The sequence below is a fragment of the Nakamurella alba genome (assembly GCF_009707545.1).
Taxonomy (GTDB): Bacteria; Actinomycetota; Actinomycetes; order Mycobacteriales; family Nakamurellaceae; genus Nakamurella; species Nakamurella alba.
The window spans coordinates 1,153,024-1,179,580 of record NZ_WLYK01000001.1 but is presented as its reverse complement, the minus strand read 5'-3'; the positions used below and the strand labels follow the sequence as shown (position 1 = coordinate 1,179,580).

Below are 26,557 nucleotides of genomic sequence, written 5' to 3'. Positions count from 1 at the left end.
CTGTGCCGGTGCGCGCTCCCGCGGTGGTCCACGAACTGGCCGGTCCGGCGTTGTCCGGGCTGCCCGCCCATCGGCGCGACCTCTTCGCGCTGCAGCTGGACCGGTGGTGGGACGACCTGGCGGACGGGCTGACCGCGGCCTACCCGTCCGCGGTGGCGGACGAGTTGATCACCCGGCTGGTCCCGCTCGCCGCGGCCACCTTCGCCCAGCGGCAACCGGACCTGGCCGCCCTGGACATGGAACGGGTGCTGCAGCCGGACTGGTTCCAGCAGGAGACGATGCTCGGCTACGCCGCCTATGCCGACCGGTTCGGCGGCACCCTCGCCGGGGTGCAGGAGCGCATCGGCTACCTGCGCGAGATGGGCGTCACCTACCTGCATCTCATGCCCCTGCTGGAGCCGCGTCCGGGCGACAGCGACGGCGGGTACGCGGTCGCCGACTACCGCAGCGTCCGGGCCGACCTGGGCACGATGGACGACCTGCGCGCCCTGTCGGCCGCGCTGCGCCGCAACGGGATCAGTCTGGTGCTCGACCTGGTGCTGAACCACGTCGCGAAGGAGCACGAGTGGGCCCGGCGGGCGCTCGCCGGCGAACAGCGGTACCGCGACTACTTCCACCTCTTCCCGGACCGCACCATGCCGGACGCGTACGAGCGCACCCTGCCCGAGGTGTTCCCCGACTTCGCCCCCGGGAACTTCACCTGGCAGGACGATCTCGGCTGGGTGTGGACCACCTTCAACTCCTTCCAGTGGGACCTGAACTGGACCAACCCGGACGTCTTCTGCGAGTTCGCGGAGATCGTGCTGTTCCTCGCCGATGCCGGGGTCGAGGTGCTGCGGCTGGACGCGATCGCCTTCATCCACAAACGACTGGGCACCAACTGCCAGAACCAGCCCGAGGTGCACGCGATCACCCAGGCGCTGCGCGCGGTGGCCCGGATCGCCTGTCCGGCATTGTGTTTCAAGGCGGAGGCGATCGTCGGGCCGGCGGACCTGGTGCACTACCTCGGTCAGGGCCGGCACCACGGCAAGGTCAGCGACATCGCCTACCACAACAGCCTGATGGTGCAGATCTGGTCCATGCTGGCGGCGCGCGACGTCCGGCTGGCGGCGCATGCGCTGGGCAACCTGCCGGTGGCGCCGACGACCACCGCCTGGGTGACCTACCTCCGGTGTCACGACGACATCGGTTGGGCCATCGACGATGCCGACGCGGCGGCGATCGGCGCGACCGGGCACGGGCACCGGTCGTTCCTGTCCGACTACTACTCCGGCGTCTACCCCGGATCACCGGCGCACGGGCTGGTGTTCCAGGCCAACCCGGTCACCGGTGACCGGCGGATCAGCGGCATGGCGGCGAGCCTGTGCGGGATCGAGAACGCCTGGCACAGCGGCGATCCGTCGATGGTGGACAGCGTGGTGGGCCGGATGTTCCTGGCCTACGCGATCGTGCTGGGCTGGGGCGGGATCCCGGTGGTCTGGCAGGGCGACGAACTGGCGATGACCAACGACGAGCACTGGGCCTCCGAGCCCGGCCACGAGGGTGACAACCGCTGGACCCATCGGCCGGTGATGGACTGGTCGCTGGCCGACAGCCGCGCCATTCCGGGCAGTGTCGCGGCCCGGGCCTTCGGCAACCTGGTCCACCTGGCCCGGGTGCGGGCCGGGATCGAGCAGCTGCACGCCTCGGTGTCCTCGGAGATCGGCACCGTTGCCGATCCCGGCGTGCTGCCGGTGATCCGCCGGCACCCGATCGGCCCGATGGTAGAGCTGTACAACGTGACGGACTCCTGGCGCCCCTACCCCGCCGGCCTGCTCGCCGAGGCGGGGATCACCGATGGGGTGGACCGGATCTCGGGCGAGGAGGTCGTCGCCGGCAGCGACCACAACGTCTGGCTCGCGCCGTACCAGGCCCTCTGGATCACGGCGGCGGACTGAGCGGTCGCCGGAGTGAGGATCGCAGGTCCGGAGCGAGGTACGAGTGCAGGACCGAGGACCGGAGCGCAGAGCGGGCCGCGACCATCAGGCACCTCGCGCTGGGGCATGGGCGGCGACGGTGACGGTGCCGGGCGGGACCTCGGTGAAGCCGGCATCCCGGACGGCCAGCAGCTTCTCGGAGCGCCAGGCCTCGCCGGGGTCGGCGAGCCGGGCCACCAGGGTGTCCCATGCGTCCGGGTGCAACAGTCGCGCCCGCGCGGGCAGGCCGGCGTCGATCCAGGCCTGCAGCGCCGGCGGGTCGGTGGCCAGCAGCGCGGCGGCGATCATCCCGGCGTGCCCCGCCTGGGCCATGGTCTTGCCGAGGGTCATCGGGTGGTGCGGGTTGATCCAGACGCGCAGTTCCGGCGTCGGCGGGCCGACCTCGGGTGCCGGGTCGACGTCGACCGGCGCGTCCGTGCCGCCCACCTGCAGCTTGGACACCCGCTTGTCGAGCTCGGCCACCCGGCCGGGCAGCAACGCCCGGACCTCGGTGCCGGCGTCGGCGAAGGACAGCCCGGGCAGGTCGGCGGTCGCCTCCCACTGCGCACCGCGACCGCGCCGGGTGACCTTGCGGATGTGCCCACCGCAGTAGTCGGCGATCGCCTCGTGCCACTCGCCGCCCGGTTCGGCCCGCGGGTCCAGGCAGAGTGCGGCGGCGCCGGACGCGGCCATCGCCAGCGCCCGGTGCCAGGACGGCGGGGCGTCCCGTTCCATCCGCAGCAACAACTGCATGGCCCGGATGTCCTCGGCCGCCTCGTCCCGATCGGCGAGCACCTGCTCCGAGTCCAGCCCCAACCAGTGCGCGTACCGGGCCCGCAACGGGGCCAGCGCCTCTCCCGTCATCTGCCCTGCACCTCCTGACCTGCGTGGATCATGTTCGCCCGCATGTCATCACGACCTTGAAATGGGACCGGTGTGACAGGAGGCAACGACTTCGCCCCTGCAGGCCTACATGATCCACGCCGGGAGGTGGGGGTCAGCCGAGGGGGACGCGGCGGAGCTGGCCGTCGGCGGCGTCGGCGGCCTCCACCTCGGCCCGGGTGATGCCGAGGATGAACAGCACCGGGTCGAGGAACGGCTGGTTGAGCGCGGTGTCGGCGACCTCGGCCAGCACCGGCTTGGCATTGAAGGCGATGCCGAGCCCGGCGGCGGTGAGCATGTCGATGTCGTTGGCCCCGTCGCCGACGGCCACCGTCTGGGACAGGCCCACCCCGGACTCCACGGCGAACCGGGCCAGCGCGCGGGCCTTGCCCGGCCGGTCCACGATGTCACCGATCACCCGGCCGGTGAGCCGGCCCTGCTCGACCTCGAGGGTGTTCGCGGCGACGAAGTCCAGGTCCAGGTCCTCCACCAGGTGCTTGGCGACCTGGGTGAACCCGCCGGAGACGATGCCGCAGCGGTAGCCGAGCCTCTTCAGCGTGCGGATGGTGGTCCGGGCTCCCGGCGTCAGCTCGAGCGAGCGGCCGACCTCGTCCAGCACGGCGGCGTCCAGCCCCTCCAGCATCGCCACCCGGGCCCGGAGGGAGTCGGCGAAGTCCAGCTCGCCGCGCATCGCCGCGGCGGTGATCTGCTCGACCTTCGCGCGGGTGCCGGTCCGGTCGGCGAGCATCTCGATCACCTCACCGGTGATCAGCGTGGAGTCGACGTCGAACACGATCAGCCGCTTCGCCCGCCGGGCCAGGCCGGCCTTCTGCACGGCGATGTCGACGCCGTGCGCGCCGGCCAGGTCGGCCAGTGTGCTGCGCAGCCGGTCGTCGTCCGGGGCGGTGACCTCGAGTTCGAGCCCGGTGACCGGGTAGTCGGCGATCCGCTTGATGGTCTCGATGTTCACGCCGATCTCGCCGAACGCCCGGGAGATGACCGCGATGGCGCGGGCCTGCAGCGGGCGGCCCAGCACCACGACGACGTGCGTCGCGACGGTGCGGCTGTGCGCCCCCGGCGGGTTGACCGCGACCCGGACACCCATGCCGACGGAGGCCATCGCCTGCTCGACGTGCTCCTGCACCGACTCGGGGTCGCCGGCCGACTCGACCAGCACACCGAGCGTGAGCCGGCCACGGATCACCACCTGGTCGACGTCGAGCACGTCCACGTGGTGCGCGGCGAGCGCGGTGAACAGCACGCCGGTGACCCCGGGCCGGTCCTCGCCGGTCACGGTGATCAACACGGTGGACAACGGTCGCTTGCTCATCTGCCGGCCTTCCCGCCACAGCCGCGCGGGCCGGCGCCCGGTGTCCCGGACCCGGCCCGCGCGGCGGGTGGAGCTGGTGGTGCTAGTGGCTCGTGGTGTTCGAGTTCGGGATCTTCAGGTGGTCGCTGGCCTCGATGTCGGCGAGCGGTTCCCAGTCCCGGTGTGGGTGGGCCTCGGTGCGCATCCGCTCGATCATGTGCGGATGGTGCAGTTCGAAGGCCGGCCGCTCGGAGCGGATCCGGGGCAGCGAGGTGAAGTTGTGCCGCGGCGGCGGGGTCGAGGTGGCCCACTCCAGCGAGTTGCCGTAGCCCCACGGATCGTCGGCGGTGGTGACCTCGCCGTAGCGCAGCGACCGGAAGACGTTCCAGATGAACGGCAGGGTCGAGGCACCCAGCACGAACGCACCGATCGTGGAGATCATGTTCAGCGTGGTGAACCCGTCGGTGGGCAGGTAGTCCGGATAGCGCCGGGGCATGCCGATGGTGCCCAGCCAGTGCTGCACCAGGAACGTCAGGTGGAAGCCCAGGAACGTGGTCCAGAAGTGGAACTTGCCCAACCCCTCGTCCAGGAACCTGCCCGTCATCTTCGGGAACCAGAAGTAGATCCCCGAATAGGTGGCGAACACGATGGTGCCGAAGAGCACGTAGTGGAAGTGCGCGACCACGAAGTACGAGTCCGACACGTGGAAATCCAGCGCCGGCGCGGCCAGGATGACACCGGTCAACCCACCGAACAGGAACGTGACCAGGAACCCGGCGGCGAAGAGCATGGGTGTCTCGAAGGACACCTGGCCCCGCCACATCGTGCCGATCCAGTTGAAGAACTTCAGACCGGTCGGCACCGCGATCAGGAACGTCATGAAGGAGAAGAACGGCAGCAGCACCGCGCCGGTGGCGAACATGTGGTGCGCCCACACCGCCACCGACAGCGCCGCGATCGACAACGTCGCATACACCAGGCCGCGGTAGCCGAACAGCGGCTTGCGGCTGAACACCGGGAACACCTCGGACACGATCCCGAAGAACGGCAGCGCGATGATGTAGACCTCGGGGTGCCCGAAGAACCAGAACAGGTGCTGGAACAGGATCGCGCCGCCGTTGGCCGGGTCGAACACGTGTGACCCGAAATGTCGGTCCGCGGCCAGGCCGAACAGCGCGGCGGTCAGCACCGGGAACGCGATCAGCACCAGGATCGAGGTCACCAGGATGTTCCAGGTGAAGATCGGCAGCCGCCACATCGTCATGCCCGGGGCACGCAGACAGACCACCGTGGTGATCATGTTGACGCCGCCCAGGATGGTGCCCAGACCGGACACGGCCAGACCCATGATCCACAGGTCACCGCCGACGCCGGGCGAGTTCACCTCGTTGGACAGCGGCGTGTACGCGGTCCAGCCGAACGCGGCCGCGCCGCCCGGGGTGAAGAAGCCGGACACCGCGATCAGCGAGCCGAACAGGTACAGCCAGTAGGAGAACGCGTTGAGCCGCGGGAACGCCACGTCCGGCGCGCCGATCTGCAGCGGCAGCACGAAGTTGGCGAAACCGAACACGATGGCGGTCGCGTAGAACAGCAGCATGACCGTGCCGTGCATGGTGAACAGCTGGTTGAACTGCTCGTTCGACAGGAACTGCATGCCCGGCCGGGCCAGCTCGGCGCGCATGAACAGCGCCATGACGCCGCCGACCATGAAGAAGAAGAACGCCGTGCAGATGTACATCTTGCCCAGCGTCTTCGGATCCGTGGTGCGCAGATACCCCAGGAGCGCCACGCCGGGGCGGAGCTTGTGGACCGGATAGGCCCTCTCCACCACGGGGCGGGGTGCAACAGCGGTCACGGCGGTCCCTCCAGCAGTTTCGTCGCACGCGCCGTGATTCCGACCCGGCGGGGCAGGAACGGCGCTAGGGGGAGCTTAGTCCGACAACGTGTAGAACTCGCCCCGGGGGCACCACCAATTCTCATGATGGGGGCGTACCGGCCGACCCGCCGCCGGTGCGCCGCGGTCCCGGCCGGGCCCGGGAGCCGGTCACCGGCCGGCGGCGTAGCCCTGTGACCCGCGGGGATCGGCCGCGGCGTGCAGCAGGCCCGCTTCCGGGTCGCGCCGGACGGCGCACATCCGACCCAGGGTCCACGGTCCGGAACGGATCACACGGTGACCGAGATCCTCCAGCGTGTCGAGCACCTCGCTCCCCCAGCGGTCCTCCGCGACGACCTCGAGCGGGGTCGCGGTGCGGGGGTGGAACGAGCTCGGCATGTGGGTGCTGTGGAACATCGGCGCGTCGATCGCCTCCTGCAGGTTCAGCCCGGCGGCCACCCGGAGGAAGAAGACCAGCTGCCACTGGTCCTGCTGGTCGCCGCCGGGTGTGCCGAAGGCGATCTCGACCCGGCCGTCCCGCAGCGCCATCGACGGCGACAGGGTGGTCCGCGGCCGGCGTCCCGGGGTCAGGGTGGCCGGCAGGCCCACCTCCAGGGTGGTCATCTGCAGCCGGGATCCCAGCGGGAACCCGAGCTCCGGGATGACCGGGGAGGACTGCAGCCAGCCACCGGACGGCATCGCCGCGACGGTGTTGCCCCAGCGGTCCACCACGTCCACGTGGCAGGTGTCGCCGCGGACCACGCCGGAGCGGGCGATCGTCGGCTCCCCCGACCCGGCGAACCGCACCGCGGCGCCGGGGAAGTCCGGCAAGCGGGGCGTGCGGCCACCCGGGGATCCGGGCCGCAGGTCGCCGTCGGCACGCTCGCCGACCAGCGCCACCCGCTGCGCGGTGTAGTCGTCGGAGAGCAGGTCGGCGAGTGGCACGTCGGCCGAGTCGCCGTACCAGGCGTCACGGTCGGCGAAGGCCAGCTTCGCCACCTCGGTGACGGTGTGGACGAACGCCGCGCTGCCGTCCGGGACCGCTCCCGGCAGGCCGAGCCGCTCGAGCATCCGCAGCTGTTGCAGCAGCACCGGGCCCTGCCCCCAGGCAGGGGTCTTCGCCACGGTCCAGTCGCCGAACCGGGCGGTGGCCGGCGCCTCGTACCCGGGCCGCCAACCGGCCAGGTCGGCGCCGGTGATCACCCCGGCGTGCGGGGTACCGGAGGAATCCATCAGCTCCTGCCGCGCGAAGGCGTCGACCGCCTCGGCGACGAACCCCTCGGTCCAGGCCCGGATCGCGCCGTCCAGCTGCTGCTCCCGGCGCGGCCCGGCGGCCTCCGCCGCGGCGAGCAGCCGGCGGTAGGTGCGGGCCAGCACCGGGTTGCGCAGCACCGACCGGGCGGCCGGGGCCGCTCCCCCGTCCAGGTACACGGCCGCCGAGGTCGGCCAGTGCTCGGTGAAGAGCTCGCGCACACCGCCGATCGCGGCCGAGATCGTCGGAAGCACCGGCACCCCACCCTCGGCGAGGTGGATCGCGTACGGCAGCACGTCCGACAGCGCGAAGGTGCCGTGGTCGCGCAGCAGGGTCAGCCAGGACACCGTCGATCCCGGGATCGCCGCTGCCAGCAGACCGGCACCGGGCACCAGGTCCAGCCCCAGCGACCGGTAGTGGGCAGCGCTCGCCGCGGCCGGCGCCGGTCCCTGGGCGCACAGCACGGTGGGCAGACCGTCCGGGCCGGCGAAGAGCAGCGACATGTCGCCGCCCGGGCCGTTCAGGTGGGGTTCGGCCACCTGCAGCGCGAAGCCGGCGGCCACGGCGGCGTCGACCGCCGTCCCGCCGTGCTCGAGCACGGACATGCCGGCCGCGGTGGCCAGGTGATGGGTGGAGGACACCATGCCGAAGGTGCCCCAGAGTTCAGGTCGGGTGGTCCACACCCGGACCATCGTGCGCCTGCCGCCGAACGGGCGCCGCACCGGCCCGGAAACGCCAGAACCCCCGACCGGATCCCGGTCGGGGGTTCTGTTCACGGGTGGAGCTGAGGGGACTCGAACCCCTGACCCCCACACTGCCAGTGTGGTGCGCTACCAGCTGCGCCACAGCCCCGTGAAGCTGCCCGAAGACCATACCAATTCCGGCGACCGCGATCCTAATCCGCTGGTCAGGACGGCACGACGGGCTCCGGGCAGCTCCGCCGGCTCAGCCGACCAGGTCGGTCAGCCAGGCGGTGTTGTTGGTCGCCAGCGGCGCACCGTCCTTCAGCACGGTGGGCGTCGCCACCCGGCCGACCGCGGCCTGCAGCACCGCGTTGCCGGCGGTCGCGGCCGCCTCGGCGGAGGCCACATCGGTGCCGGCGGTGATGCAGGAGACCGCGGTGGACGGCACGTTGTACCGGGCGGCGATCTCACCGAGCTGGGCGTTGGTCAGGTCCGCGGACCCGCCCTCCGCGGGCTGTGTGCCGTCGGCGTAGAGGCCCTCCATGAACTGCATCCAGGCACCCTTGGGCGTGGTGGCGTCCTTGGCGACGCACTGCAGCGCGGCAGAGGCCCGGGTGGAGTAGTCCTTCGACGCCGACTGGGGGTTCAGGAAGTTGAGGGTGTGGTAGCGGACGGCGAGCTTGCCCTCGTCGACGGCCTTGTTGATCTGCTGCCCGTACTGCTCCTCGAACTGGGCGCAGATCGGGCACATCATGTCCTGGAAGACGTCGATGGTGACCGACGGGGACCCGTTCGACACAGTCACCACGTTGTCGGCGAAGGTCGCGGTCGACTGGGTCGAGGGGCCGTAGTCGGTGACCGGAGCGGCCGTCTGCTGCTTGTTGATGACCAGGCCGATGGTGATCACCGCGGCGATCAGCACCACGGCGACCGACCCGATGATCACCTGGGTGCGGTTGGACCCCGGCTTGTTCCGGCGGACGGCCGCGACGGACTGCCGGCCGGCCTGCTGCTTGGCGGAACCCGTGCGGGCGGGGGTGTTCTGCCGGGCGGCGGACTGACCGCTGCGGGCCGGACCGCTCTTCCCCGGTCCCTTGCCGTTCTTCTTCCCGCCCTGCGCCACGTTCCGTCCTCTCGTCGGCGGACGTCACCGCCCGGCGCCTCGTGCGCCGGGGACGTGCGTCCTGCCCGTTTCCACGTCCGATCTCCTCGAACGGTTCCGGGGTCGGGAACAGTGTGCGGCCTCCGCACGTGAAGAACATGGGAAGCACCGGCCCGGACCTGCACCGGGAGTGCCGGCGCGGAGTCCGGGATCACACCGCGCTCGATCACACCGCGTCAGATCAGACGGTGGCGTCGAGGCGGGCCTGCACCCGGGCGATGTCGGTGTCCGACGGCATCTCGTCGGTGACCTTGGTGATCAGGACGGCTATGTCGGGCACACCGCCGCCTTCGCGCAGCACCTCGTCCGCCACCCACCGCACCTCGTCGTCGGTCAGCCGCCGGCGCAGCAGGGCGACCAACGGGATGTAGTCGGTCGGCGGCACCCCTTCCGGGTAGCCCTTGCGCAGCCAGTCGACGACGGATTGCAGCACCGACGGCCTCTGCGCTCCGGTTTCCGCCGGGTTCCCGGCGTCGGCCAGCGGCCAGCCGGCCGCGGCCAGCCGGGCGGAGACCCGGCTGATGCTGTCGGCGTCCGGGACCTGGTCGGTGACCCGCTGGACGGCCGCCGCGATCGCCGCCCGGTCGGCCGGCAGGTGCCCGGACGTGGTCAGGTCCTCGACGATCCCGTCCAGCTCCTGGTCGGTCAGTTTCGGCCGGAGCAGGGCCAGCAGCGGGAAGTAGTCGGTCGGCGGCACGCCCTCCGGGTAGCCGGTCCGCAACCAGCCGAGCACCGAGGCCAGGAACCCGGTGCGGGTGGGTGTCCCGGTGCGGTCGTCGGTCACGACAGGCCGAACCGGGCGAGGAACGACTTCGACGCGGTCAGCACCACCAGGCCGAGCACGACGGCGAGCAGCACGACCAGGAAGCAGACGCCGGCGCCGATGCGGCCGGCCGGCGTGGTGCGCACCGCCCCGTCCGGTCCGGCCCCGCCGGCCAGCGAACGCAGGCCGAGCGCGAAGATCGCGGGCAACCCTGCCCCGAGCAGCAGGCCGACCAGCACGACCTTCCAGATGGGGGCGAGCGAGGTGAGGATCGTCGACATCTCGTGGCTCCGTTTCAGACCGAGGCGGTCGGGCGGTCGGCGGCCGGGGCGGTGGGGGTCCCGTTGGACGACTCGTCCCACTCCGCGTTGACGTTGCCGGCGTGCACCGGGGTGCGGCGCGAGCGGAGGTAGATGGCCGTGGAGACGGCGACCAGGATCGCGAAGACCAGCAGGATGCCGAGCAGCCCGTCGGCCGGACCGCTGAGCAGGTCGGCGAGGAACCAGCAGATCGCGCCGACGATCGCCGCGACCGGCAGGGTGATCAGCCACCCGACGGCCATCCGGCCGGCGACCCGCCAGCGCACCTGGGCGCCCCGTTTGCCCACCCCGGAGCCGAGGATCGACCCGGTGGCGACGTGCGTGGTGGACAGCGCCATCCCCAGGTGCGAGGACGTCATGATGACGGCGGCGGAGGCGGTCTCGGCGGCCATGCCCTGCGGCGAGGAGATCTCGACCAGGCCCTTGCCGAGGGTGCGGATGACCCGCCAGCCACCGATGTAGGTGCCCAGTGCGATGGCCAGGGCGCAGGAGGCCTTGACCCAGAACGGGATCGAGTCGGTCGAGGTCAGCGACCCGTGGGCGACCAGCGCCAGGAAGATCACGCCCATCGTCTTCTGCGCGTCGCCGGTGCCGTGCGCCAGCGAGACCAGCGACGCCGAACCGACCTGACCCCAGCGGAAGCCGCGCTCCCGGGACCCGTTCGGCACCCGGCGGGTGATGGCGAAGACCAGGAACGTGCCGGCCGCGGCGATCAGGCAGGCGATCACCGGGGACAGCACCGCGGGGATCACGATGCTGGACAGCACCAGCGTCCAGTCGACGCCGCTGGAGAACCCGAGACCGGCAACGGCGGCGCCGATCAGGCCGCCGAACAGCGCGTGCGAGGAACTCGACGGCAGGCCCAGCAGCCAGGTGGTCAGGTTCCAGAGGATGCCGCCGACCAGACCGGCGAAGACGATGGTGATCAGCAGGTGATGGCCACCGGGCGCGTCGAAGAACGGCATCGGCTCCCCGGCGTGGTGGATCACGGTGCCCGAGGCGTCCTTGACGTCGCTCGTGTACTGGATCTTCACCACCTTGGCGACGGTCTTCGCCACCTCGATGGACAGGAAGGCACCGACCAGGTTGAGCACCGCCGACAGGGCGACGGCCACCTTCGGTGTGAGCGCGCCGGTGGCGATGGAGGTCGCCATGGCGTTACCGGTGTCGTGGAATCCGTTCGTGAAGTCGAAGGCCAGCGCGGTGCCGACGACCAGAACCAGGATGATGAACTCGGTCACGGCGTGAATGGTGCTGTGCCGCAATGCATCTGTCCAACGGTGTCGTCACGCTTCCGGGACGGTCGCCGGGCCGCGACGTGCAGCTTTGCCAGGCGAAACAACCTGGTTCACCAACTGTTCATCTTCCGGATGCCGTGCTGTTGCCACTTTCCCGGTCGTTCGCGCGTTGCGGGTGACCCCCTGGCTCCCGCACCACCACCGGAGGCCGTCGATCGGCGGAACTCGGCGCGCTCCCCCGGTGAACGACGAAGGCCCCGCCCGCGGTGTGGCGGGCGGGGCCTTCGTGGCCGTGCGGTGGATCAGCCGGTCTTGGAGACCTGGGCGACGATGTCCATCACCGCAACCGCGGCGGTCGAGGTCTGGCCGGTGGTCGAATCCGACGTACCCGGCAGCAGGATCATCACCCGGCTGCCGATCGGCACCCCGATCAGGCCCTCGGTGACGCTTTCCTGTCCATCGGTGCCGACCGCGGCGGTGATCTTCTGCAGGCCCTTGGTGGACGGGTCGGCACCGTCGTCCGTCTCGCTCGCCCAGGTCGAGGTGGTCTGTGAACCGTCCCAGGCGGTGACGACCAGCTGGCCGACGACGTCGCCGGCGACGACCTTCTCGCCGGTACCCGTGGCGAGGACGATCACCTCCGCCTTGGTCGGCTCCGGGGCGTCGCCGATCTCGATCGTCGGCTCCTCGCCGAGCTTGCCGGTGACCTTCGGGATGCCGGTCTTCGGCAGGTCCTTGTTGGGCGTCGCGTCGGTCTGGCCGGTGGCGTCGGACTTGATCACGTTGATCACGTCGATGACGAACACGATGGTGTCGGTGCCCTTGATCGACCCGTCGGAGTTGCCGGTGGCGCCGTAGCCGTCGGCCGGCGGCAGGCTGAGCAGCACCCGGCTGCCCTGCTTGACGCCGGTCAGGCCGACGCTCCAGCCGGAGACGACACCCTCGCCGATCTTGAAGGAGAACGACTGCTTCTTGTCGTAGGAGTTGTCGAAGACCTCGCCGCCCCAGACCTGACCGAGGTAGTTGACCTCGAGGTAGTCGCCGGCCTCGGCCTCTGCTCCCTTGCCCTCGGTGAGGATCTCCCGCTGCAGGCTGGGCACCGGGTTCCCGGCCGGGAACTCCAGCGTCGCCTTGGTGCCGAAGTCACCGGTGGCGGTGGGCAGCTCGGCGGCCGGCACGGCCGCGGCGAGGGCCGTGGCCGCCGGGACGTCCGGGCCGAGGGTCGCGGCGGTCACGGCACTGCCGGAGGAGGACGCCGACGCCGAGGTGGTCGGGGTGGCCGAGTCGTCGGTGCCGCACGCGGCGAGCACCAGGAGCGACAACGGCAGGGCCGCGAGGGCTGCCCGGATACGCATAGGGAGGGATTCCTTCGTCGGGTACTGGGTCTTCTCAACTGCGGGGTCTGCTCCGCCGTAGCCCGGTGAAGGGTGTCCGGCCTGGACACCCTACGTGCCGGGGCTGTCCCACCGGTGTGAACCCACGATGGGAGACGGCCGGGAACTGCTGGGTCACGGCATGGGGAAGTAGCGGAGGCACCGGGCCCTACAGTTGCGGCGTGGCTGGTGCAACGAGGGTCTTCGCGGCCCAGACGGTCGGTCTGCCGGTCTACGGACCCTCGGGCGAGTCGATCGGCAAGGTGCGCGACATCGTCGCCGCCCTGCGACTGGACCGGAAGCCACCACGGGTGCTCGGCATCGTGGTCGAGTTGCCCACCCGGCGGCCGATCTTCGTGCCCATGCTGCGGATCACCTCGGTGGCCGGCGACGGCATCTCGCTGGCCACCGGATCGGTGAGCCTGCGCCAGTTCGAGCAGCGCCGGACCGAGGTGCTGGTCAGCGGTCAGCTGATCGGGACGAAGGTGCGGATCGCGACCACCACCGCGGCGGCGACGATCGTCGACGCCGCAATCGAGCAGACCCGGACCCGGGACTGGATCGTGGACCGGATCGCGGTGCGCGAGCGCAGCGGCATGCTCACCCGGCGGGCCCCGGTGCAGGTGCTCGGCTGGACGGACGTGCGCGGGCTGGATCTCACCGACTTCACCGACTCCACCAACCTGCGCACGGAGCAGTTGCTGGCCTCGTTCGAGGGCATCCGCGCCGCGGATGCCGCCTCGGCGATCCGCGAGCTGCCACCGGCCCGGCGGTACGAGATCGCCGACGCGCTCGACGACGACCGGCTCGCCGATGTCATCGAGGAGCTGCCGGAGGACGACCAGAAGGACCTGCTCGCCCACCTGGACGACGCCCGGGCCGCGGACATCCTGGAGGCGATGGACCCGGACGACGCCGCCGACCTGCTCGCCGAGCTGCCGACCGGGCTGTCCGAGCGGCTGCTGGAGCTGATGGAGCCGGAGGAGTCGGCCCCGGTCCGCCGGCTGCTGCAGTACTCCTTCGACACCGTCGGCGGTCTGATGACCCCGGAGCCGATCGTGATGACCCCGGACGCCACGGTCGCCGAGGCGCTCGCCCGGGTGCGCTCCCCCGACCTGACCCCGGCACTGGCATCGATGGTCTTCGTCTGCCGCCCGCCGCAGGCCACCCCGACCGGGCGCTACCTCGGTGTGGTGCACACCCAGCGGCTGCTCCGGGAGGCGCCGTTCGGACTGGTCGCGGCCGCCATCGACACCCAGGTCGCCAGGCTCTCCCCCACCGGGACCCTCGCCGAGGTCACCCGTTTCTTCGCGGCCTACAACCTGGTCTGCGCCCCGGTGGTCGACGACGAGGAACACCTGCTGGGTGCCGTGACCGTCGACGACGTCCTGGACCACCTGCTGCCGGACAACTGGCGCGAGGAAGGGATCGGCGACATCCCGAACCGCCCGCGGTCCACCCCGCGCCTCAAGGATGCCGGCCGGTCCTGACCGCCTCTACGTCTACTGGTCCGACCTGCAGCACCGGCGCCCCGATGGGTACCGCGCTGGTCCGATACGGCGGCACTCTTCCGCCGCCGCGGCCGGTCCGGGCGGGTGAAGCCCGACCGGAGCAGCTGCGCGGCGGTCTACACCCCGCCGGCGGCTCCGGGAATCACCCGATCCGGGACGCTGATGCGAGGCCTACGGGTCGGCGGACGGGCGCATTCCGCACTTCCGGACCATTCGGACAGAACGGGCGGGACAACGATGTTCGACCGATCGTCACCGATCTGGCACGATCAGTCATGCGAGCGGGTGACGAAACGTCTCGATTAGAACAACGTTCGGCCAATGTCCTCGCTCCGCCGAAGCTTGAAAGCCTCTGTAGGTGTCGGATTCACCCGTGCGCCGGAACACAACGGTTCGCCATTTCGTGGTAATTTGCCGCGGTGCCACGACCGAAACTCCATGACGCCGACCTGCGCGCCCGCCTGCTGGACCGCACTGCGCAGACCGTTGCCGACCACGGGATCGGCGCGCTGTCGCTCCGCACGCTGGCCGCGGCGGAGGGCACGTCGACGACCGCCGTCTACTCACTCTTCGGCGGGAAGCCGGGGTTGCTGGCGGCCCTGCACGGCCGTGCCTTCGCACTCTTCAGCGAGGCACAGCACCGGATCCAGCGTGACGAGGACCCGATCCAGACCCTGATCTCGATGGGCCTGACGTACGGCGAGTGGGCGCTCGCGAACCCGCACCTCTACCAGGTCATGTTCGGCTCCGGCCTGGCGCAGTACGTCCAGGATCCGGACCAGATGGCGATGAGCGGCGGCACCTTCGACGCGCTGCTCGACCTGGTCGGCGAGGCGGAGGCCCGCGGCGCGCTCGTCGGCGACACCAGGCTGATCGCGTTCGCGCTGTGGAGCACCATCCACGGGTCGGTCTCGCTGATCATCGCCGGCTTCGGGCCGCAGGAGTCCGATGCGGTCCGCAAGACGATCCAGGGCGTCGTGCGCACCACGATCCGCTGCTACCAGCCGAACCCGGCCCCGTTGCGGCCCAACGCACCGCACCCCGGTGTCCCGCACCCGTCGCAGACCCACCACCCGCGCAACCACACCGAGCAGGGTCGTGTCGACACCGGCCCCATCGGCCGGCACTGATCTCAGCCGGCGCGACCGGAACCAGAACAACAGGTCCCCAACACCAAAGAAGCCCCCGACCGGGCAGGTCGGGGGCTTCTCGTGGAGGTGGCGGGAATCGAACCCGCGTCCAATGTTGTGTTGTGAGGACTTCTCCGGGCGCAGTCCGCTAGGTCTCTACTCGGCCCCGATGATCATGCGAACGTGCCATCGTGACAGGCCCAGTCACTGTGAGATGTCCCGCCGGACCCCGTGACCGGGTCCTTTGGTGATCCTCCTGATCGACGCCAGGATCCGAGCCGGAGGCGAGCTCGGTCTGACGGAGTCGCTACTCGCTCAGGCGGCGAGGGCGAACTCGCGCTGACTGTTGTCGGCGCTTGATTTTTTTGCAACGGATCGTTAACGAGATGATCGTTGCCTTCCTCGGCCCGCTTCTCCTCACTCGACAGACACTGTCGAAACCGATCACCCCCGTGCGGGGACTGCTCGGGTACTGCTGGTGCTGCTCCGTACTGCACAGGTGGAACAGCGGAGTCAGTCTACCTGTTCCCCGCTTGTTCGAGGACGGGTTTTCCGGCCGGTCAGTCCCGGTAGCCCTTGGCACGGCGACCGGCGGCGACGGCCATCTCCCGGTCGGCGTCCCGCTTGGCCATCGACTGCCGCTTGTCGTACTCCTTCTTGCCGCGGGCCAGGGCCAGTTCGACCTTGACCTTGCCGTCCAGGAAGTACAGGGACAGCGGCACCAGGGCCAGCCCGCCTTCGCGAAGCTTGGCCAGCAGCCGGTCGATCTCCGCGCGGTGCAGCAACAGTTTCCGGGCCCGGCGCGGGGCGTGGTTGGTCCAGGTGCCCTCGGCGTACTCGGCGATGTGCAGGTTGCGCAGCCACACCTCGTCATCGGTGACCGTCGCGAAGGCGTCCACCAGGGAGGCGCGGCCGGCCCGCAGGGACTTCACCTCGGTGCCGGTGAGCGAGATCCCCGCCTCGAGGACGTCGATGATCGAATAGTCGTGCCGGGCCTTGCGGTTCGACGCGATCAGCGACTTCCCGGAGGCCCGCTTCTCGGTGCGCCGTTCTGCGCGTCTGTCGGTAGCCATGGCCCGACCAGAGTACTCAGCCGCGGCCAGTGATTTCCCGGGCGCGACCGTGCACCGTCGTCATCAGGCCGAACAGCTACATCCGGACGTACAGCTACATCCGGACGTACAGCCGCAGGGTCGTGTAGGCCGAGACCGCGGCCAGCGCCACCCCCACCGGCACCAACCAGTACGCGGCCCAGACGATGTCCGACCCGTCGATGGGCGCCAGTACGTTCGCGTTGATCAATGTGCCCAGCACCCGGTCCAGCAGGCTGACCTTGGCCACCACCAGCCCGCCGATCGCCAGGGCGATGCCGACCACCGCGGCGACCACCGCCTCGATCATGAACGGGAGCTGGGTGCGCCATCGACTGGCGCCGACGAGTCTCATGATGTTGGTCTCGGTGCGTCTGGACAGCGCCGCCACCTGGACCATGTTGGCGATCAGCAGCACCGCGGCGATGCCCTGGATCGCGGCGATGATGATCGCGGCGAGCCGCACCGAGTCCAGGAAGCTGAAGATCTTGTCGATCAGCTCGCTCTGGTCGTTGACCGACTGCACACCCGGCTGGCCGGTGTACTGCTCGCTGATCACCCGGAACCGGGTCGGGTCGTTCAGCCGCACCTGGAACGACGCCGGCAGCGCCTCCTTGCGGGCGATCTCCAGCATCTCCGGCTGGCCGGCGAACTGCCGCTGGTAGGCCTCGAACGCGGCGTCCTGGCTCTGGAAGTCGACCGTCTGCACCTCGGGGTTGGCCTGCAGCGAGTTGAGCAGCGCCTGGCAGATGTCCTGGCTGCAGTTCGGGTCACCGGTGGACAGCTCGGTGGTCAGGTAGACCGACACCTCGACCCGGTCGCCGAAGATGTCCCGGGTCTTGTCGCTGACCTTGGCCAGCACCAGGCCGAACCCGAGCAGCAGCAAGGAGATCGCGGTGGTCAGCACCATCGCGATGGTCATCGTGATGTTCCGGCGGATGCCGGTGAACGCCTCGCTGAAGATGAATCCGGCGCGCATGTGTTCCTTTCGCGGCTGCTCCGCTCTGTTCGCGGTGCAGGTGTGGATCAGGCCGACGGGCGGCCCGGGGGGGAGGGTCAGCGGCCGACGCCGTAGACGCCTCTCGCCTCGTCGCGGACGACCTTCCCGAGCTGCAGCTCGATGACGCGTCGCCGCATCGAGTCCACGATGGTGTTGTCGTGCGTGGCCATCAGCACCGTCGTGCCGGTCCGGTTGATGCGCTCCAGCAGCAGCATGATGTCCGCGCTGGTGTCCGGGTCCAGGTTGCCGGTGGGCTCGTCGGCCAGCAGCAGCAGCGGCCGGTTGACGAAGGCCCGGGCGATCGCCACCCGCTGCTGCTCGCCACCGGACAGCTCGTGCGGCAGCCGGCGCGACTTGCCGTCCAGGCCGACCAGCTCGAGCACCTCGGGCACGATCTTGTTGATCGCGGCGCGCGGCCGGCCGATCACCTCGAGCGCGAATCCGACGTTCTGCTCGACCGTCTTGTTGTTCAGCAGCCGGAAGTCCTGGAACACGCAGCCCAGCCGCCGCCGGTGCACCGGCACCTTCGACCGCCGCAGCTTGACCAGGTCACGCCCGGCCACCTCGATCTCGCCCTTGCTCGGCACGTCCTCCCGCAGCAGCAGCCGCAGGAACGTCGACTTGCCGGATCCCGACGGGCCGATGAGGAAGGCGAACTCGCCCTTCTCGACGTCGACGGAGATGTCGTCGAGGGCGGGACGGGTCGATGTCTTGTAACTCTTCGACACGTGGGACAGGTGAATCACAAGCGGAGACTTTACGGGTCCGGCTCGTTATCTCCACGTGACCTGGCCGTACGGGATGTCGCGCGGGCCGAGCACGCGGTTATTCGTCGTCACTGCTGGTCACGGGGTCCTCACCCGTCGGCCCCGCGGCATCACTCCGCGGGCGCGAGGGTGGCCCGGGCGATCTCGTGCAGTGCGCCGTTGGTGGCCAGCGCGCTCACGCTGCCCGGCCCGATCGGGGCGCCGCCGACGTCGGTGAACACCCCGCCCGCCTCCCGCACGACCGGGACGAGTGCGGCCAGGTCCCACAGGTTCAGCTCGGGTTCCGCGGCGATGTCCGCGGCCCCCTCGGCCACCAGCAGGTAGGACCAGAAGTCGCCGTACCCGCGGGTCCGCCAGGCGCTCGCCAGCAGCGCGTCGAACCCGGCGATCCGGCCGGCGCGGATCCACTCCTCGCGGTCGGAGTAGGCGACCGAGGCGTCGGCGAGATCGGTCACACCGGAGACCTTGCAGGGCACCGCGCCGCGATCGGCGAAGCTGGCGAAGGCACCGAGACCGGTGGCGGCCCACCAGCGGCGGGCCAGCGCGGGGGCGGACACCACGCCGACCACCGGCTCGTCGCCGTCGAACAGCGCGATCAGCGTGGCCCACACCGGCACGCCGCGGACGAAGTTCTTGGTGCCGTCGATCGGGTCGATGACCCAGCGCCGACGGGCGGTCTCGTCCCCGGAGCCGAACTCCTCGCCCATCACGGTGTCCTCCGGCCGCACCTGCTCCAGCAGTGCCCGGATCTGTTGCTCCACGGCCAGGTCGGCATCGGACACCGGGGTCAGGTCGGGCTTGGCCACCACGTGCAGGTCGGCGGCGCCGAACCGCTCCAGACTGATCGCGTCGGCGGCATCGGCCAGCCGGAGCGCGACCGCGAGGTCGTCCTGCAGGGACGGGGTGCCGACGGTCTCGGGCGTGGGATCGGGGGCGGTCACCTCCGCAGGCTAGACGGTCGGCGCAGCTCGGCGCGGAGCTGGTAGAAGGCGAACAGACCCGGGCTGCGGGTGAACGCCTCGTACCGGCGCACCACCTCGCCGACGAACACCGGCAGCTGTCCGGGCGGCAACCGCGCCCCCCAGTCGGCGAACCCCACGGTGCACCAGTCGGCCAGCGCCTCCCGCGACCCGAACTCCCACGACCGGTCGGTGACGGACAGGTCGACCAGCTCGAAGCCGGCGTCCACCGCGTCCGACCCGAAGTCGCCCGGGTCGGCGTGGAAGAACGGCGACCGGAACCCGGCGAAGGCGGTGGCCCAGGCCGGCTCCTCGGTCACCTCCATGGCGACGTCCTCGATGCCGCGACGCGGGCCGGCGCAGACCATCAGCAGCACCGCCCGGCCGCCGGGCCGCAACGCCGCGGCGATCTGCCGGAGCGCGTGCGCCTGGTCGCGGACCCAGTGCAACGCGTTGAAGGAGACAGCGAGATCGAACTCGGACCGGAAGGGCAGGTTCATCACGTCGCCGGCCTCGAAGGACAGCCGCGGATCACCGGGCAGTCGCTCGCGCGCCACCTCGAGCATCCGCGGGCTGGGGTCGATGCCGAGCACCGATCCGCCCGTCAGCTGCTCGGCGATCCGTGCGCTGACAGCGCCGTCCCCGCAACCGATGTCGAGCACACGTTCGTCCCCCGTCAGCCGTACCGCCGCCAACGACGCAGCGGCCATCGCCTGCTGCAGTCCGTTGATCCCCGCGTAGGCCGCCCCGTCCCAGTCCGCCACGCCCCCATCGTCAGGTCGCCGGTGCGACAGCCGCAACCGGAAAGACGGTGCATCGGGCTCAGATCACATGGCGCGCCACTGCCCAGCGGTGGTGGTTGTGCAGCAGGTAGCCACCGTCCGGCCGGCGGAAGGGTGCGGCCGCGGCGAGGACGACGGGGGCGCGGTCGCTCATGGTGCCCTCGAATTCGCCGAGCAGGACGCCGTGCACCAGGTCATGGTCGTCGGCCGGCTGCCACGGCGTCGCGATGATCCCGGCGGCCAGAACCTCCAGACCGGCCTCGGCGAGCACGTTCTCCAGTCCACCCGGACGGCGCAGTTCGCCGTCCGGGGCGAGTGGCTCGCCGGCCGCGTCGGCCACCGCGCGCTCCAGCACGTCCAGGTCGTTGCGGGCACCTTCCGCCCAGTTGGCCACGGCCACCATCCCGCCCTGGACCAGCACCCGGGCCCACTCGTCGAGGGCGTCGAACGGGTACGCCGCGAACTGCAGGGCGTTGACCGCGGTCACCACCTCGAAGGAGTTGTCCTCGAACGGGATGTCCTCGGCATCGCCGGGATGCACCTGGCCGCCGGGGACCCGTCGCCGGGCCAACTCGACCATCCCGGGCGCCGGGTCCACCCCGGCGACCAGCACCCCGTCCGCCACCAGCCGGGCCAGGAACTCCCCACTCCCGCAACCGACATCGAGCACCCGCATCCCGCCGCGGATCCCGGCCGCCTGGATCAGCACCTCGTGCACCGGAGCGGTCGAGGCGCCCCAGTACCGGGACCAGCCGTCCGCCAGCCCGGACCAGGTGTCCGCGTCCGCACCGTCGACCATGCTCCCGATCCTGCCCGACAGGTGGGATCCGGGCGTAGGCTCATCCGCAAGGGGAAGGGATGGATCCGGGGGCGGGTCCGTCGCATCGAGGGGGAACGATCATGGCGGCACCATCGGCGATCACGGCTGCGCCCGGCACGGACCGGGCCACCGCACTGGACCACGTCCACGACGAGGTCCGAGAACTGGTCCGGCGCCGCGGCCTCGACCCGGTCACCGACCACCGCGGAGCCCGCCGGCTCATCGACGAGGTCATCGCGCACTACGAGGAACGCGCCGGCAGCAGCGCTCTCCCGGCACTGCACGACCGGGCCGCCGTGCACCGCACCGTCTTCGACGCGCTGGCCGGATTCGGCCCGCTGCAACGCTATTTCGACGACCCCGACGTCGAGGAGATCTGGATCAACCAGCCCGGCCGCGTGTTCGTGGCCCGGCACGGCCGGTCCGAGTTGACCACCACGGTGCTCACCGGCGACGAGGTCCGTGACCTGCTCGAGCGGATGCTCAAACCCTCCGGCCGCCGGATCGACCTGTCCTCGCCTTTCGTCGACGCCCTGCTGCCCGACGGCTCCCGGCTGCACGCCGTCATCCCGGACATCACCCGCGACCACGTCGCCGTCAACATCCGCAAGTTCGTCGTCGCCGCCCCCGGCCTCGAGGACCTCGTCGCCCGTGGCAGTCTCACCGCCCAAGCCGCGCGCTTCCTCGAGGCCGCGGTGACGGCCGGGCTCAACATCATCGTCTCCGGCGGCACCCAGGCCGGGAAGACCACCCTGCTCGGCGCTCTCGTCAACTCCGTGCCCGCCCGCGAACGCGTCATCACCGCCGAGGAAGTGTTCGAGCTCAAGCCCGAACTACCGGACGTGGTGGCGCTGCAGACCCGGCAGCCCAACCTCGAGGGCCACGGCGAGATCCGGCTGCGCCGGCTCATCAAGGAGGCCCTGCGCATGCGGCCCAGCCGCATCGTCGTCGGCGAGGTCCGGCAGGAGGAATCGCTCGACCTGTTGATCGCGCTCAACTCCGGCCTGCCCGGGATGTGCAGCGTGCACGCCAATTCCGCCCGGGAGGCGGTGGTCAAGCTGTGCACGCTGCCGCTGCTGGCCGGCGAGAACGTCACCGCATCGTTCGTGGTGCCGACCGTCGCGTCCTCGGTCGACATCGTGGTGCAGGCCGGTCTGGAGCCGGACGGGTCCCGCCGCGTCCGCGAGATCGTCGCCCTGCCAGGCCGTGTCGAGGCCGGTGTCGTCGAGGTCGCCGACCTCTTCATCACCCGGCACGGGCGACTGGTCCGCGCGCAGGGCTTCCCGCCGCACGAGGACCGTTTCGCCCGGCACGGATTCGTCCTCACCGACCTGCTGCGCGAGGACACGGACGACCGTCAGTCGTGATCGAGCGTGTCACTTGTGCCCGCAAGTGACACGCTCACATCCTGAGCGTGTCACTTCCGGGCTGCGTCAGATGGTGCGCGGGGCGATGGCGAGGTTCGAGACCAGCTCGTCCTTGGTCTGCCGCACTACGTAGGCCGGGCGGTCCCGCTCGACCCGCCAGGACTCGGACAGCGGGCCGACATTGACGGTGTCGAAACCGAACTCGTCGTACAGCCGGGTGACGAACTCGACGGCCTCGTCGGAGTCGCTGGAGGTGGCGAGGGCCCGGCGGCCGGGTGCGCCGGCCGGCGCGACGTCGGTGGTGATGTCGGCGGCCATGATGTGGTTGAAGGCCTTGGCGACCTTCGAGGTGGGCAGGTGCTGCTGCAGCAGTCCGGAGACGGTGGCCTCACCCTTCTCCAGCTCGTCGATCCGGCCGTCCCGCTCCCAGTAGTAGTTGTTCGTGTCCAGCACGATCTTCCCGGCCAAGGGCTCGACCGGGATGTCCTGGTAGGCCTTGAGCGGCACCGTCACCACGGCGACGTCGGCGGCGGCCGCGGCATCGGCGGCGGTGGCCGCCTTGGCCTTCGGCCCCAGCTCGGCGACCAGGTCGTCCAGCGTCTCCGGCCCGCGCGAATTGGCGATCACCACGTCGTAGCCGTGTGCCACCGCCGCCCGCGCGACCTGGCTGCCGATGTTCCCTGCACCGATGATTCCCAGAGTTGTCATGGTGCGTGCAACGCAGGAACGGCCCGGCAATTCCGGCTGTGACGCAGCAGATCCCGCGGAACGGTGTCAGCGGGTCCGCTCGGCCTGCCGCCGGTGCAGCTCGTACATCCGCTGCTCCAGTTCCGGCGCCGGACCGCCGATCTCGACGCCGGGCGCGACCTGCCGGATCGACAGCGGGACGACCGGGCCGAGGGCCGTGCCCCAGTCGGTCCGCCAGCCGACCAGCTGCGCGGTCGACACGGCATAGACGATCCGGCCCAGCCCGTTCCAGGCGTGCGCCGCGGAGCACATCGCGCAGTGCTCGCCCGAGGTGTAGACGGTGCACCCGGCCCGGTCGGCCGGCGCCACGTGCGCGCCGGCCCACCGGGCGATCTCGAACTCCGGGTGCCGGGTGCCGTCACCGCCGGAGGTGCGGTTGTGGTCCTCGAACAACACGTCGCCGCCGGCGCTCACCAGCACCGAGCCGAACGGCTCCTCCCCCGCGGCGAACGCCGCCTCGGCGAGCTCCGCGCAGCGGGTCAGGTGACGCAGGTCGGTCTCGGTGAGGTTGCACATCCCACCACTGTGCACCGACGACGAAGCGTCGTCCACCGGTCAGAGGGTGACCCAGCCGGTGCCGATGGGCCGGGCCTCCGACCGCCCGCCGGTCAGCTCGGACAGCCGCAGCTGCAACAGGTCCCGCTCGTCCTCCGGCACCGCCAGCGTGACGTCGACCTCGGCCGCGTAGTGCGCGCCGAAGATCCAGCCCTGCTTGCGGGCCTCCGCCTCCAGCGACGAGGCCGCGGCGTAGTCGACCGACACCATGTACTGCAGCCGCTGCGCCCGGGTGATCACCCGGGCGTCCTCGATCGCCGCCGCCACCGCCGCCCGGTAGGCCCGGGTCAGGCCGCCGGCGCCGAGCAGGATGCCGCCGAAGTAACGGACCACGACCGCGGTGACGTCGCTCAGCCCGGCGGCGACCAGCGTCTCCAGCATCGGCGTGCCGGCCGTGCCCGACGGCTCGCCGTCGTCGTTGCTGCGCTGCAGCTCCTGCCGCGGGCCGATGACGAACGCGGTGCAGTGGTGCCGGGCCTTCGGGTGCACGGCCCGCGCCTGCGCGATGGCCAGCCGGGCATCGGTCTCGTCGACGCTCGGGGTGAGCAGCGCCAGGAACCGGGACCGCTTGATCTCCAGCGCCGCCGTCGCCGGTGCGGCGAGGGTCCGATAGCTGGTCACCCTCCTACCGTAGGACCACCCGGGCCAGATCCCGCCCGGCGAAACGCTGGTGCTCGCACTCCTCGCGCAGCACCACCCGCAGGCAGCGCAGCGTGCTGACCGGGTCGCCTGCCCAGGGCGGGGGCGGGATCTCCGTGGCGAGCACCGCGGCATCGGCGTCGGCCAGCAGGTCCCGGACCAGCTGCATGCGGCCGGCGCGCACCTCCAGCAGCTCCGCGAGCGGCGGGTCGGCATCGTCGTCGAGTCCGAGATCGGTGCCCTCCGGCACGAACTCGCCCATGTCGGTGAACGCCAGACCCCACGGGTGGAACCTCGGTCGTTGCCCGAGCACCTGGCCGAGCCAGGCGTCGGTGACGAAGACCAGGTGCCGGGTCGTCTGCCGGAACGACCACTCACCCTCGACCGACACGGTGTCGGAGCCCGCCGGGAGGTCGGCGAGCATCGCCACCAGCCCGGCCCAGCCGCGCTCCACCTCGTCCCACGCCGCCCTCAGGTCGGCCGGGTCGTCCGAGCGCAGCAACACCCGGGCCGGTTGCCGGCGCTCCAGCTCGGCCAGCACCAGCGGCATCACGTCCACGCCGTTGATCGTCAGACCTGCCAGATCATCGGCCTCGCCGTCGATCTCGGCACCGGCCAGGGCGACCGACCGGAGCATCGCGCCGGACAGGTCGACCATCCGGAACCGGGCGCCGGTCAGGTCGACCCCGGTGAACTCACGTCCCTCATCCATGACGGCACCGTAGCGGGGGTTCCGGACAGTGCATGTCCGGAACAGTGCATGTCCGGAACCGGGTCCGGTGTCAGGTCCCGGAGGAGATGTCGTCGCGCAGCACTCGCTTGAGCAACTTGCCGCTCTGGTTCCGCGGCAGGTCGGCGACGAAGTGCACCCGCTTCGGGATCTTGAACGGCGCCAGCGTGGAGCGCGCGTGCGCGATCAGTTCCGCGGCGAGATCGTCGTCACCAACACGCCCCTCGCGCAGCACCACCACCGCCGTCACCGCCTCGATCCACCGCTCGTCCGGCTGTGCGATCACCGCCACCTCGGCCACCGCCTCGTGCGTGTACAGCGCGTCCTCCACCTCCCGCGAGGCCACCAGCACCCCACCGGTGTTGATCACGTCCTTGATCCGGTCCACCACGGTCAGGTAGCCCGCCTCGTCCGCCCGCACCATGTCCCCGGAATGGAACCAGCCGCCGGCGAAGGCCTGCTCCGAGGCCTCCGGGTTGTCCCAGTACCCGGTACACAGCTGCGGCGACCGGTACAGCAACTCCCCCGACTCCCCGGCCGGCACATCCGCGCCCTCCTCGTCCACCACCCGGGTCTCGACGAACACCACCGGCCGGCCGCACGATTCCGGCCGCTCCGCGTGCTCCTCCGGGCGCAGCACACACGCCAGCGGGCCGATCTCCGACTGTCCGAAGCAGTTGTAGAAGCCCAGCCCCGGCAGCTGCTGCTGCAACCGCTGCAGCACCGGTACCGGCATGATCGACGCCCCGTAGTAGGCCTGACGCAGCGACGACAGATCGGCGGTCGCCAGGTCCGGGTGGTTGGCCAACGGCACCCACACCGTCGGCGCCAGGAACAGCGCCTCGATCCGGTGCTCGGCCACCATTCCCAGCACCGCCGGGACGTCCGGCCGTGGCAGCAGATGGTTCGTCATCCCCACCATCAACCCCGGCAGCAGGAACACGTGCATCCCCGCCGAGTGGTACAGCGGCATGCACACCAACTGGCTGCCCACCGCAGTGAAGTCCAGACCGACCACACACGAGAGGTACTCGTGCACCAGCGCGCGATGCGTCATCATCGCGCCCTTGGGCAGCGCCGTGGTCCCCGACGTGTACAGCAGCTGCACCAGATCGGTGTCGACCACAGCGGTCTCGAGCTCCGGGACGGGACCTTCCGCCCAGCCCTCCAGCACCGCACCCGGCGCACCGTGCAGCACCAGCACCTGCTCCACCGCGGTGTCCGCCCGTACCGATTCCACCGTCTCCCGCAACGCCGGGTCCACCAGCGCGACCCGGCTCCCGGACTGCCGCAACAGGTACGACAGCTCACCACCGGTCAGCGCGTAGTTCACCGGCACATGCACCAACCCGGCCCGCGCGCACCCCAGGAACGCCAACAGGTAGGCGTCCGAGTTCGCGCCGACCGTCGCCACCCGGTCCCCCTTGACCAGTCCCAACGACAACAGATGCGCCGCAGCCCGGCTCACCCCGGCGTCCAGCTCCGCGTAGGTCCAGCTGCGATCGGCGAACACCAGCGCCGCCCGGTCCGGGTGCCGGCCCGCACTGCGCCGCACCACATCGTCCACCGTGCTGGACCGGGGATCTGCTGCCGCTGTGGTCATCGTCGACTCCTCTTCGCCTGCGCCGCCCGCAGGCTACCGCCCGGTC

At 70.9% G+C, this 26,557-nt stretch carries 24 protein-coding genes, 1 tRNA gene and 1 other RNA gene; 4 read left to right on the top strand and 22 right to left on the bottom strand.

Annotated elements, in window-relative coordinates; all coding sequences use genetic code 11:
* Positions 1–8 precede the first annotated feature (8 nt).
* Complete coding sequence (locus GIS00_RS05220) at positions 9–1,937, top strand: alpha-amylase family protein (RefSeq protein WP_322097535.1); 1,929 nt, start codon at positions 9–11, stop codon at positions 1,935–1,937.
* A gap of 84 nt (positions 1,938–2,021) precedes the next feature.
* On the opposite strand, the gene GIS00_RS05215 is transcribed toward GIS00_RS05220, so the two are convergent.
* The 10 genes from GIS00_RS05215 to GIS00_RS05170 all read right to left on the bottom strand — a co-directional run bounded on the left by GIS00_RS05215 (position 2,022) and on the right by GIS00_RS05170 (position 12,792).
* Positions 2,022–2,819: a peptidyl-tRNA hydrolase gene (locus tag GIS00_RS05215; RefSeq protein ID WP_154767220.1), complete on the bottom strand. Its 798-nt coding sequence runs from the start codon at positions 2,817–2,819 to the stop codon at positions 2,022–2,024.
* Positions 2,820–2,952: 133 nt separating this feature from the next.
* Positions 2,953–4,167 (bottom strand): phosphoserine phosphatase SerB, encoded by a 1,215-nt coding sequence (gene serB / locus GIS00_RS05210; RefSeq protein WP_154767219.1) that lies wholly within the window; start codon positions 4,165–4,167, stop codon positions 2,953–2,955.
* 82 nt (positions 4,168–4,249) lie between these two features.
* Positions 4,250–6,001, bottom strand: a complete 1,752-nt coding sequence (gene ctaD / locus GIS00_RS05205; protein WP_322097534.1) for an aa3-type cytochrome oxidase subunit I — start codon at positions 5,999–6,001, stop codon at positions 4,250–4,252.
* Positions 6,002–6,190: 189 nt separating this feature from the next.
* On the bottom strand, positions 6,191–7,963 hold the full coding sequence (locus tag GIS00_RS05200) for a gamma-glutamyltransferase family protein (protein WP_154767218.1): 1,773 nt from the start codon (positions 7,961–7,963) through the stop codon (positions 6,191–6,193).
* Between the two features lie 87 nt (positions 7,964–8,050).
* Positions 8,051–8,123, bottom strand: a tRNA-Ala gene (locus GIS00_RS05195).
* 93 nt (positions 8,124–8,216) lie between these two features.
* The gene (locus GIS00_RS27280) at positions 8,217–9,077 is read right to left on the bottom strand and encodes a DsbA family protein (protein WP_154767217.1); all 861 of its coding nucleotides are present in this window, start codon (positions 9,075–9,077) and stop codon (positions 8,217–8,219) included.
* Between the two features lie 220 nt (positions 9,078–9,297).
* On the bottom strand, positions 9,298–9,900 hold the full coding sequence (locus GIS00_RS27275) for a DUF3349 domain-containing protein (RefSeq protein ID WP_322097533.1): 603 nt from the start codon (positions 9,898–9,900) through the stop codon (positions 9,298–9,300).
* Positions 9,897–10,160, bottom strand: coding sequence for a hypothetical protein (locus GIS00_RS05180; protein WP_154767216.1), 264 nt, complete (start codon positions 10,158–10,160; stop codon positions 9,897–9,899). The genes GIS00_RS27275 and GIS00_RS05180 overlap by 4 nt, the downstream gene beginning before the upstream one ends.
* 14 nt (positions 10,161–10,174) lie before the next feature.
* A complete protein-coding gene (locus GIS00_RS05175) occupies positions 10,175–11,440 on the bottom strand; it encodes an inorganic phosphate transporter (protein ID WP_322097532.1) in 1,266 nt (421 codons plus the stop codon).
* A gap of 299 nt (positions 11,441–11,739) precedes the next feature.
* Positions 11,740–12,792, bottom strand: a complete 1,053-nt coding sequence (locus GIS00_RS05170; RefSeq protein ID WP_154767214.1) for an FKBP-type peptidyl-prolyl cis-trans isomerase — start codon at positions 12,790–12,792, stop codon at positions 11,740–11,742.
* Positions 12,793–12,992: 200 nt separating this feature from the next.
* On the opposite strand from GIS00_RS05170, the gene GIS00_RS05165 reads away from it, so the two are divergent.
* Together GIS00_RS05165 and GIS00_RS05160 are read left to right on the top strand one after the other, a co-directional pair.
* A complete protein-coding gene (locus tag GIS00_RS05165; protein WP_322097530.1) occupies positions 12,993–14,300 on the top strand; it encodes a magnesium transporter MgtE N-terminal domain-containing protein in 1,308 nt (435 codons plus the stop codon).
* A gap of 440 nt (positions 14,301–14,740) precedes the next feature.
* Complete coding sequence (locus tag GIS00_RS05160; protein ID WP_154767212.1) at positions 14,741–15,451, top strand: TetR/AcrR family transcriptional regulator; 711 nt, start codon at positions 14,741–14,743, stop codon at positions 15,449–15,451.
* A gap of 79 nt (positions 15,452–15,530) precedes the next feature.
* On the opposite strand, the gene ssrA is transcribed toward GIS00_RS05160, so the two are convergent.
* The 7 genes from ssrA to GIS00_RS05125 all read right to left on the bottom strand — a co-directional run bounded on the left by ssrA (position 15,531) and on the right by GIS00_RS05125 (position 20,849).
* Positions 15,531–15,903, bottom strand: a transfer-messenger RNA (tmRNA) gene (gene ssrA, locus GIS00_RS05155).
* 108 nt (positions 15,904–16,011) lie between these two features.
* Positions 16,012–16,524, bottom strand: a complete 513-nt coding sequence (gene smpB / locus GIS00_RS05150) for an SsrA-binding protein SmpB (protein WP_154767211.1) — start codon at positions 16,522–16,524, stop codon at positions 16,012–16,014.
* Positions 16,525–16,618: 94 nt separating this feature from the next.
* On the bottom strand, positions 16,619–17,521 hold the full coding sequence (gene ftsX / locus GIS00_RS05145) for a permease-like cell division protein FtsX (RefSeq protein ID WP_154767210.1): 903 nt from the start codon (positions 17,519–17,521) through the stop codon (positions 16,619–16,621).
* 77 nt (positions 17,522–17,598) lie between these two features.
* Positions 17,599–18,288 carry a cell division ATP-binding protein FtsE gene (ftsE, locus tag GIS00_RS05140; RefSeq protein WP_322097529.1) on the bottom strand — a complete coding sequence of 230 codons (690 nt, stop codon included), beginning with the start codon at positions 18,286–18,288 and terminating at the stop codon, positions 17,599–17,601.
* A gap of 131 nt (positions 18,289–18,419) precedes the next feature.
* Entirely contained in the window at positions 18,420–19,250 is an 831-nt protein-coding gene (gene hisN, locus GIS00_RS05135) for a histidinol-phosphatase (protein ID WP_322097528.1), read from the bottom strand.
* The gene (locus tag GIS00_RS05130) at positions 19,247–20,032 is read right to left on the bottom strand and encodes a class I SAM-dependent methyltransferase (RefSeq protein WP_322097527.1); all 786 of its coding nucleotides are present in this window, start codon (positions 20,030–20,032) and stop codon (positions 19,247–19,249) included. Before GIS00_RS05130 ends, hisN begins: the two co-directional genes overlap by 4 nt.
* 58 nt (positions 20,033–20,090) lie before the next feature.
* Positions 20,091–20,849: a class I SAM-dependent methyltransferase gene (locus tag GIS00_RS05125; protein ID WP_154767209.1), complete on the bottom strand. Its 759-nt coding sequence runs from the start codon at positions 20,847–20,849 to the stop codon at positions 20,091–20,093.
* 101 nt (positions 20,850–20,950) lie between these two features.
* Between GIS00_RS05125 and GIS00_RS05120 the strand changes: the two genes are divergently transcribed.
* Positions 20,951–22,237 (top strand): CpaF family protein, encoded by a 1,287-nt coding sequence (locus GIS00_RS05120; RefSeq protein ID WP_154767208.1) that lies wholly within the window; start codon positions 20,951–20,953, stop codon positions 22,235–22,237.
* A 66-nt stretch (positions 22,238–22,303) separates the two neighbouring features.
* On the opposite strand, the gene GIS00_RS05115 is transcribed toward GIS00_RS05120, so the two are convergent.
* The 5 genes from GIS00_RS05115 to GIS00_RS05095 all read right to left on the bottom strand — a co-directional run bounded on the left by GIS00_RS05115 (position 22,304) and on the right by GIS00_RS05095 (position 26,511).
* Positions 22,304–22,945 (bottom strand): NADPH-dependent F420 reductase, encoded by a 642-nt coding sequence (locus tag GIS00_RS05115; RefSeq protein WP_154767207.1) that lies wholly within the window; start codon positions 22,943–22,945, stop codon positions 22,304–22,306.
* Positions 22,946–23,011: 66 nt separating this feature from the next.
* Positions 23,012–23,500: a nucleoside deaminase gene (locus GIS00_RS05110; protein WP_154767924.1), complete on the bottom strand. Its 489-nt coding sequence runs from the start codon at positions 23,498–23,500 to the stop codon at positions 23,012–23,014.
* Positions 23,501–23,539: 39 nt separating this feature from the next.
* Positions 23,540–24,160: a YigZ family protein gene (locus GIS00_RS05105; protein WP_322097525.1), complete on the bottom strand. Its 621-nt coding sequence runs from the start codon at positions 24,158–24,160 to the stop codon at positions 23,540–23,542.
* A gap of 4 nt (positions 24,161–24,164) precedes the next feature.
* Positions 24,165–24,890, bottom strand: coding sequence for a DinB family protein (locus GIS00_RS05100; RefSeq protein WP_154767206.1), 726 nt, complete (start codon positions 24,888–24,890; stop codon positions 24,165–24,167).
* 70 nt (positions 24,891–24,960) lie between these two features.
* Entirely contained in the window at positions 24,961–26,511 is a 1,551-nt protein-coding gene (locus GIS00_RS05095; RefSeq protein WP_154767205.1) for a fatty acyl-CoA synthetase, read from the bottom strand.
* Positions 26,512–26,557: the final 46 nt, after the last annotated feature.

Bases quoted from the DNA above. Each gene is read 5' to 3' on its own strand.
- GIS00_RS05095 (WP_154767205.1), bottom strand. From the start codon at position 26,511: ATGACCACAGCGGCAGCAGATCCCCGGTCCAGCACGGTGGACGATGTG.
- GIS00_RS05200 (WP_154767218.1), bottom strand. From the start codon at position 7,963: ATGGTCCGGGTGTGGACCACCCGACCTGAACTCTGGGGCACCTTCGGC.
- smpB (WP_154767211.1), bottom strand. From the start codon at position 16,524: ATGGCTACCGACAGACGCGCAGAACGGCGCACCGAGAAGCGGGCCTCC.
- serB (WP_154767219.1), bottom strand. From the start codon at position 4,167: ATGAGCAAGCGACCGTTGTCCACCGTGTTGATCACCGTGACCGGCGAG.
- ftsX (WP_154767210.1), bottom strand. From the start codon at position 17,521: ATGCGCGCCGGATTCATCTTCAGCGAGGCGTTCACCGGCATCCGCCGG.
- GIS00_RS05180 (WP_154767216.1), bottom strand. From the start codon at position 10,160: ATGTCGACGATCCTCACCTCGCTCGCCCCCATCTGGAAGGTCGTGCTG.
- GIS00_RS05110 (WP_154767924.1), bottom strand. From the start codon at position 23,500: ATGTGCAACCTCACCGAGACCGACCTGCGTCACCTGACCCGCTGCGCG.
- GIS00_RS05215 (WP_154767220.1), bottom strand. From the start codon at position 2,819: ATGACGGGAGAGGCGCTGGCCCCGTTGCGGGCCCGGTACGCGCACTGG.
- GIS00_RS05125 (WP_154767209.1), bottom strand. From the start codon at position 20,849: ATGGTCGACGGTGCGGACGCGGACACCTGGTCCGGGCTGGCGGACGGC.
- GIS00_RS05115 (WP_154767207.1), bottom strand. From the start codon at position 22,945: ATGACAACTCTGGGAATCATCGGTGCAGGGAACATCGGCAGCCAGGTC.
- GIS00_RS05170 (WP_154767214.1), bottom strand. From the start codon at position 12,792: ATGCGTATCCGGGCAGCCCTCGCGGCCCTGCCGTTGTCGCTCCTGGTG.
- GIS00_RS05100 (WP_154767206.1), bottom strand. From the start codon at position 24,890: ATGGATGAGGGACGTGAGTTCACCGGGGTCGACCTGACCGGCGCCCGG.
- GIS00_RS05120 (WP_154767208.1), top strand. From the start codon at position 20,951: ATGGCGGCACCATCGGCGATCACGGCTGCGCCCGGCACGGACCGGGCC.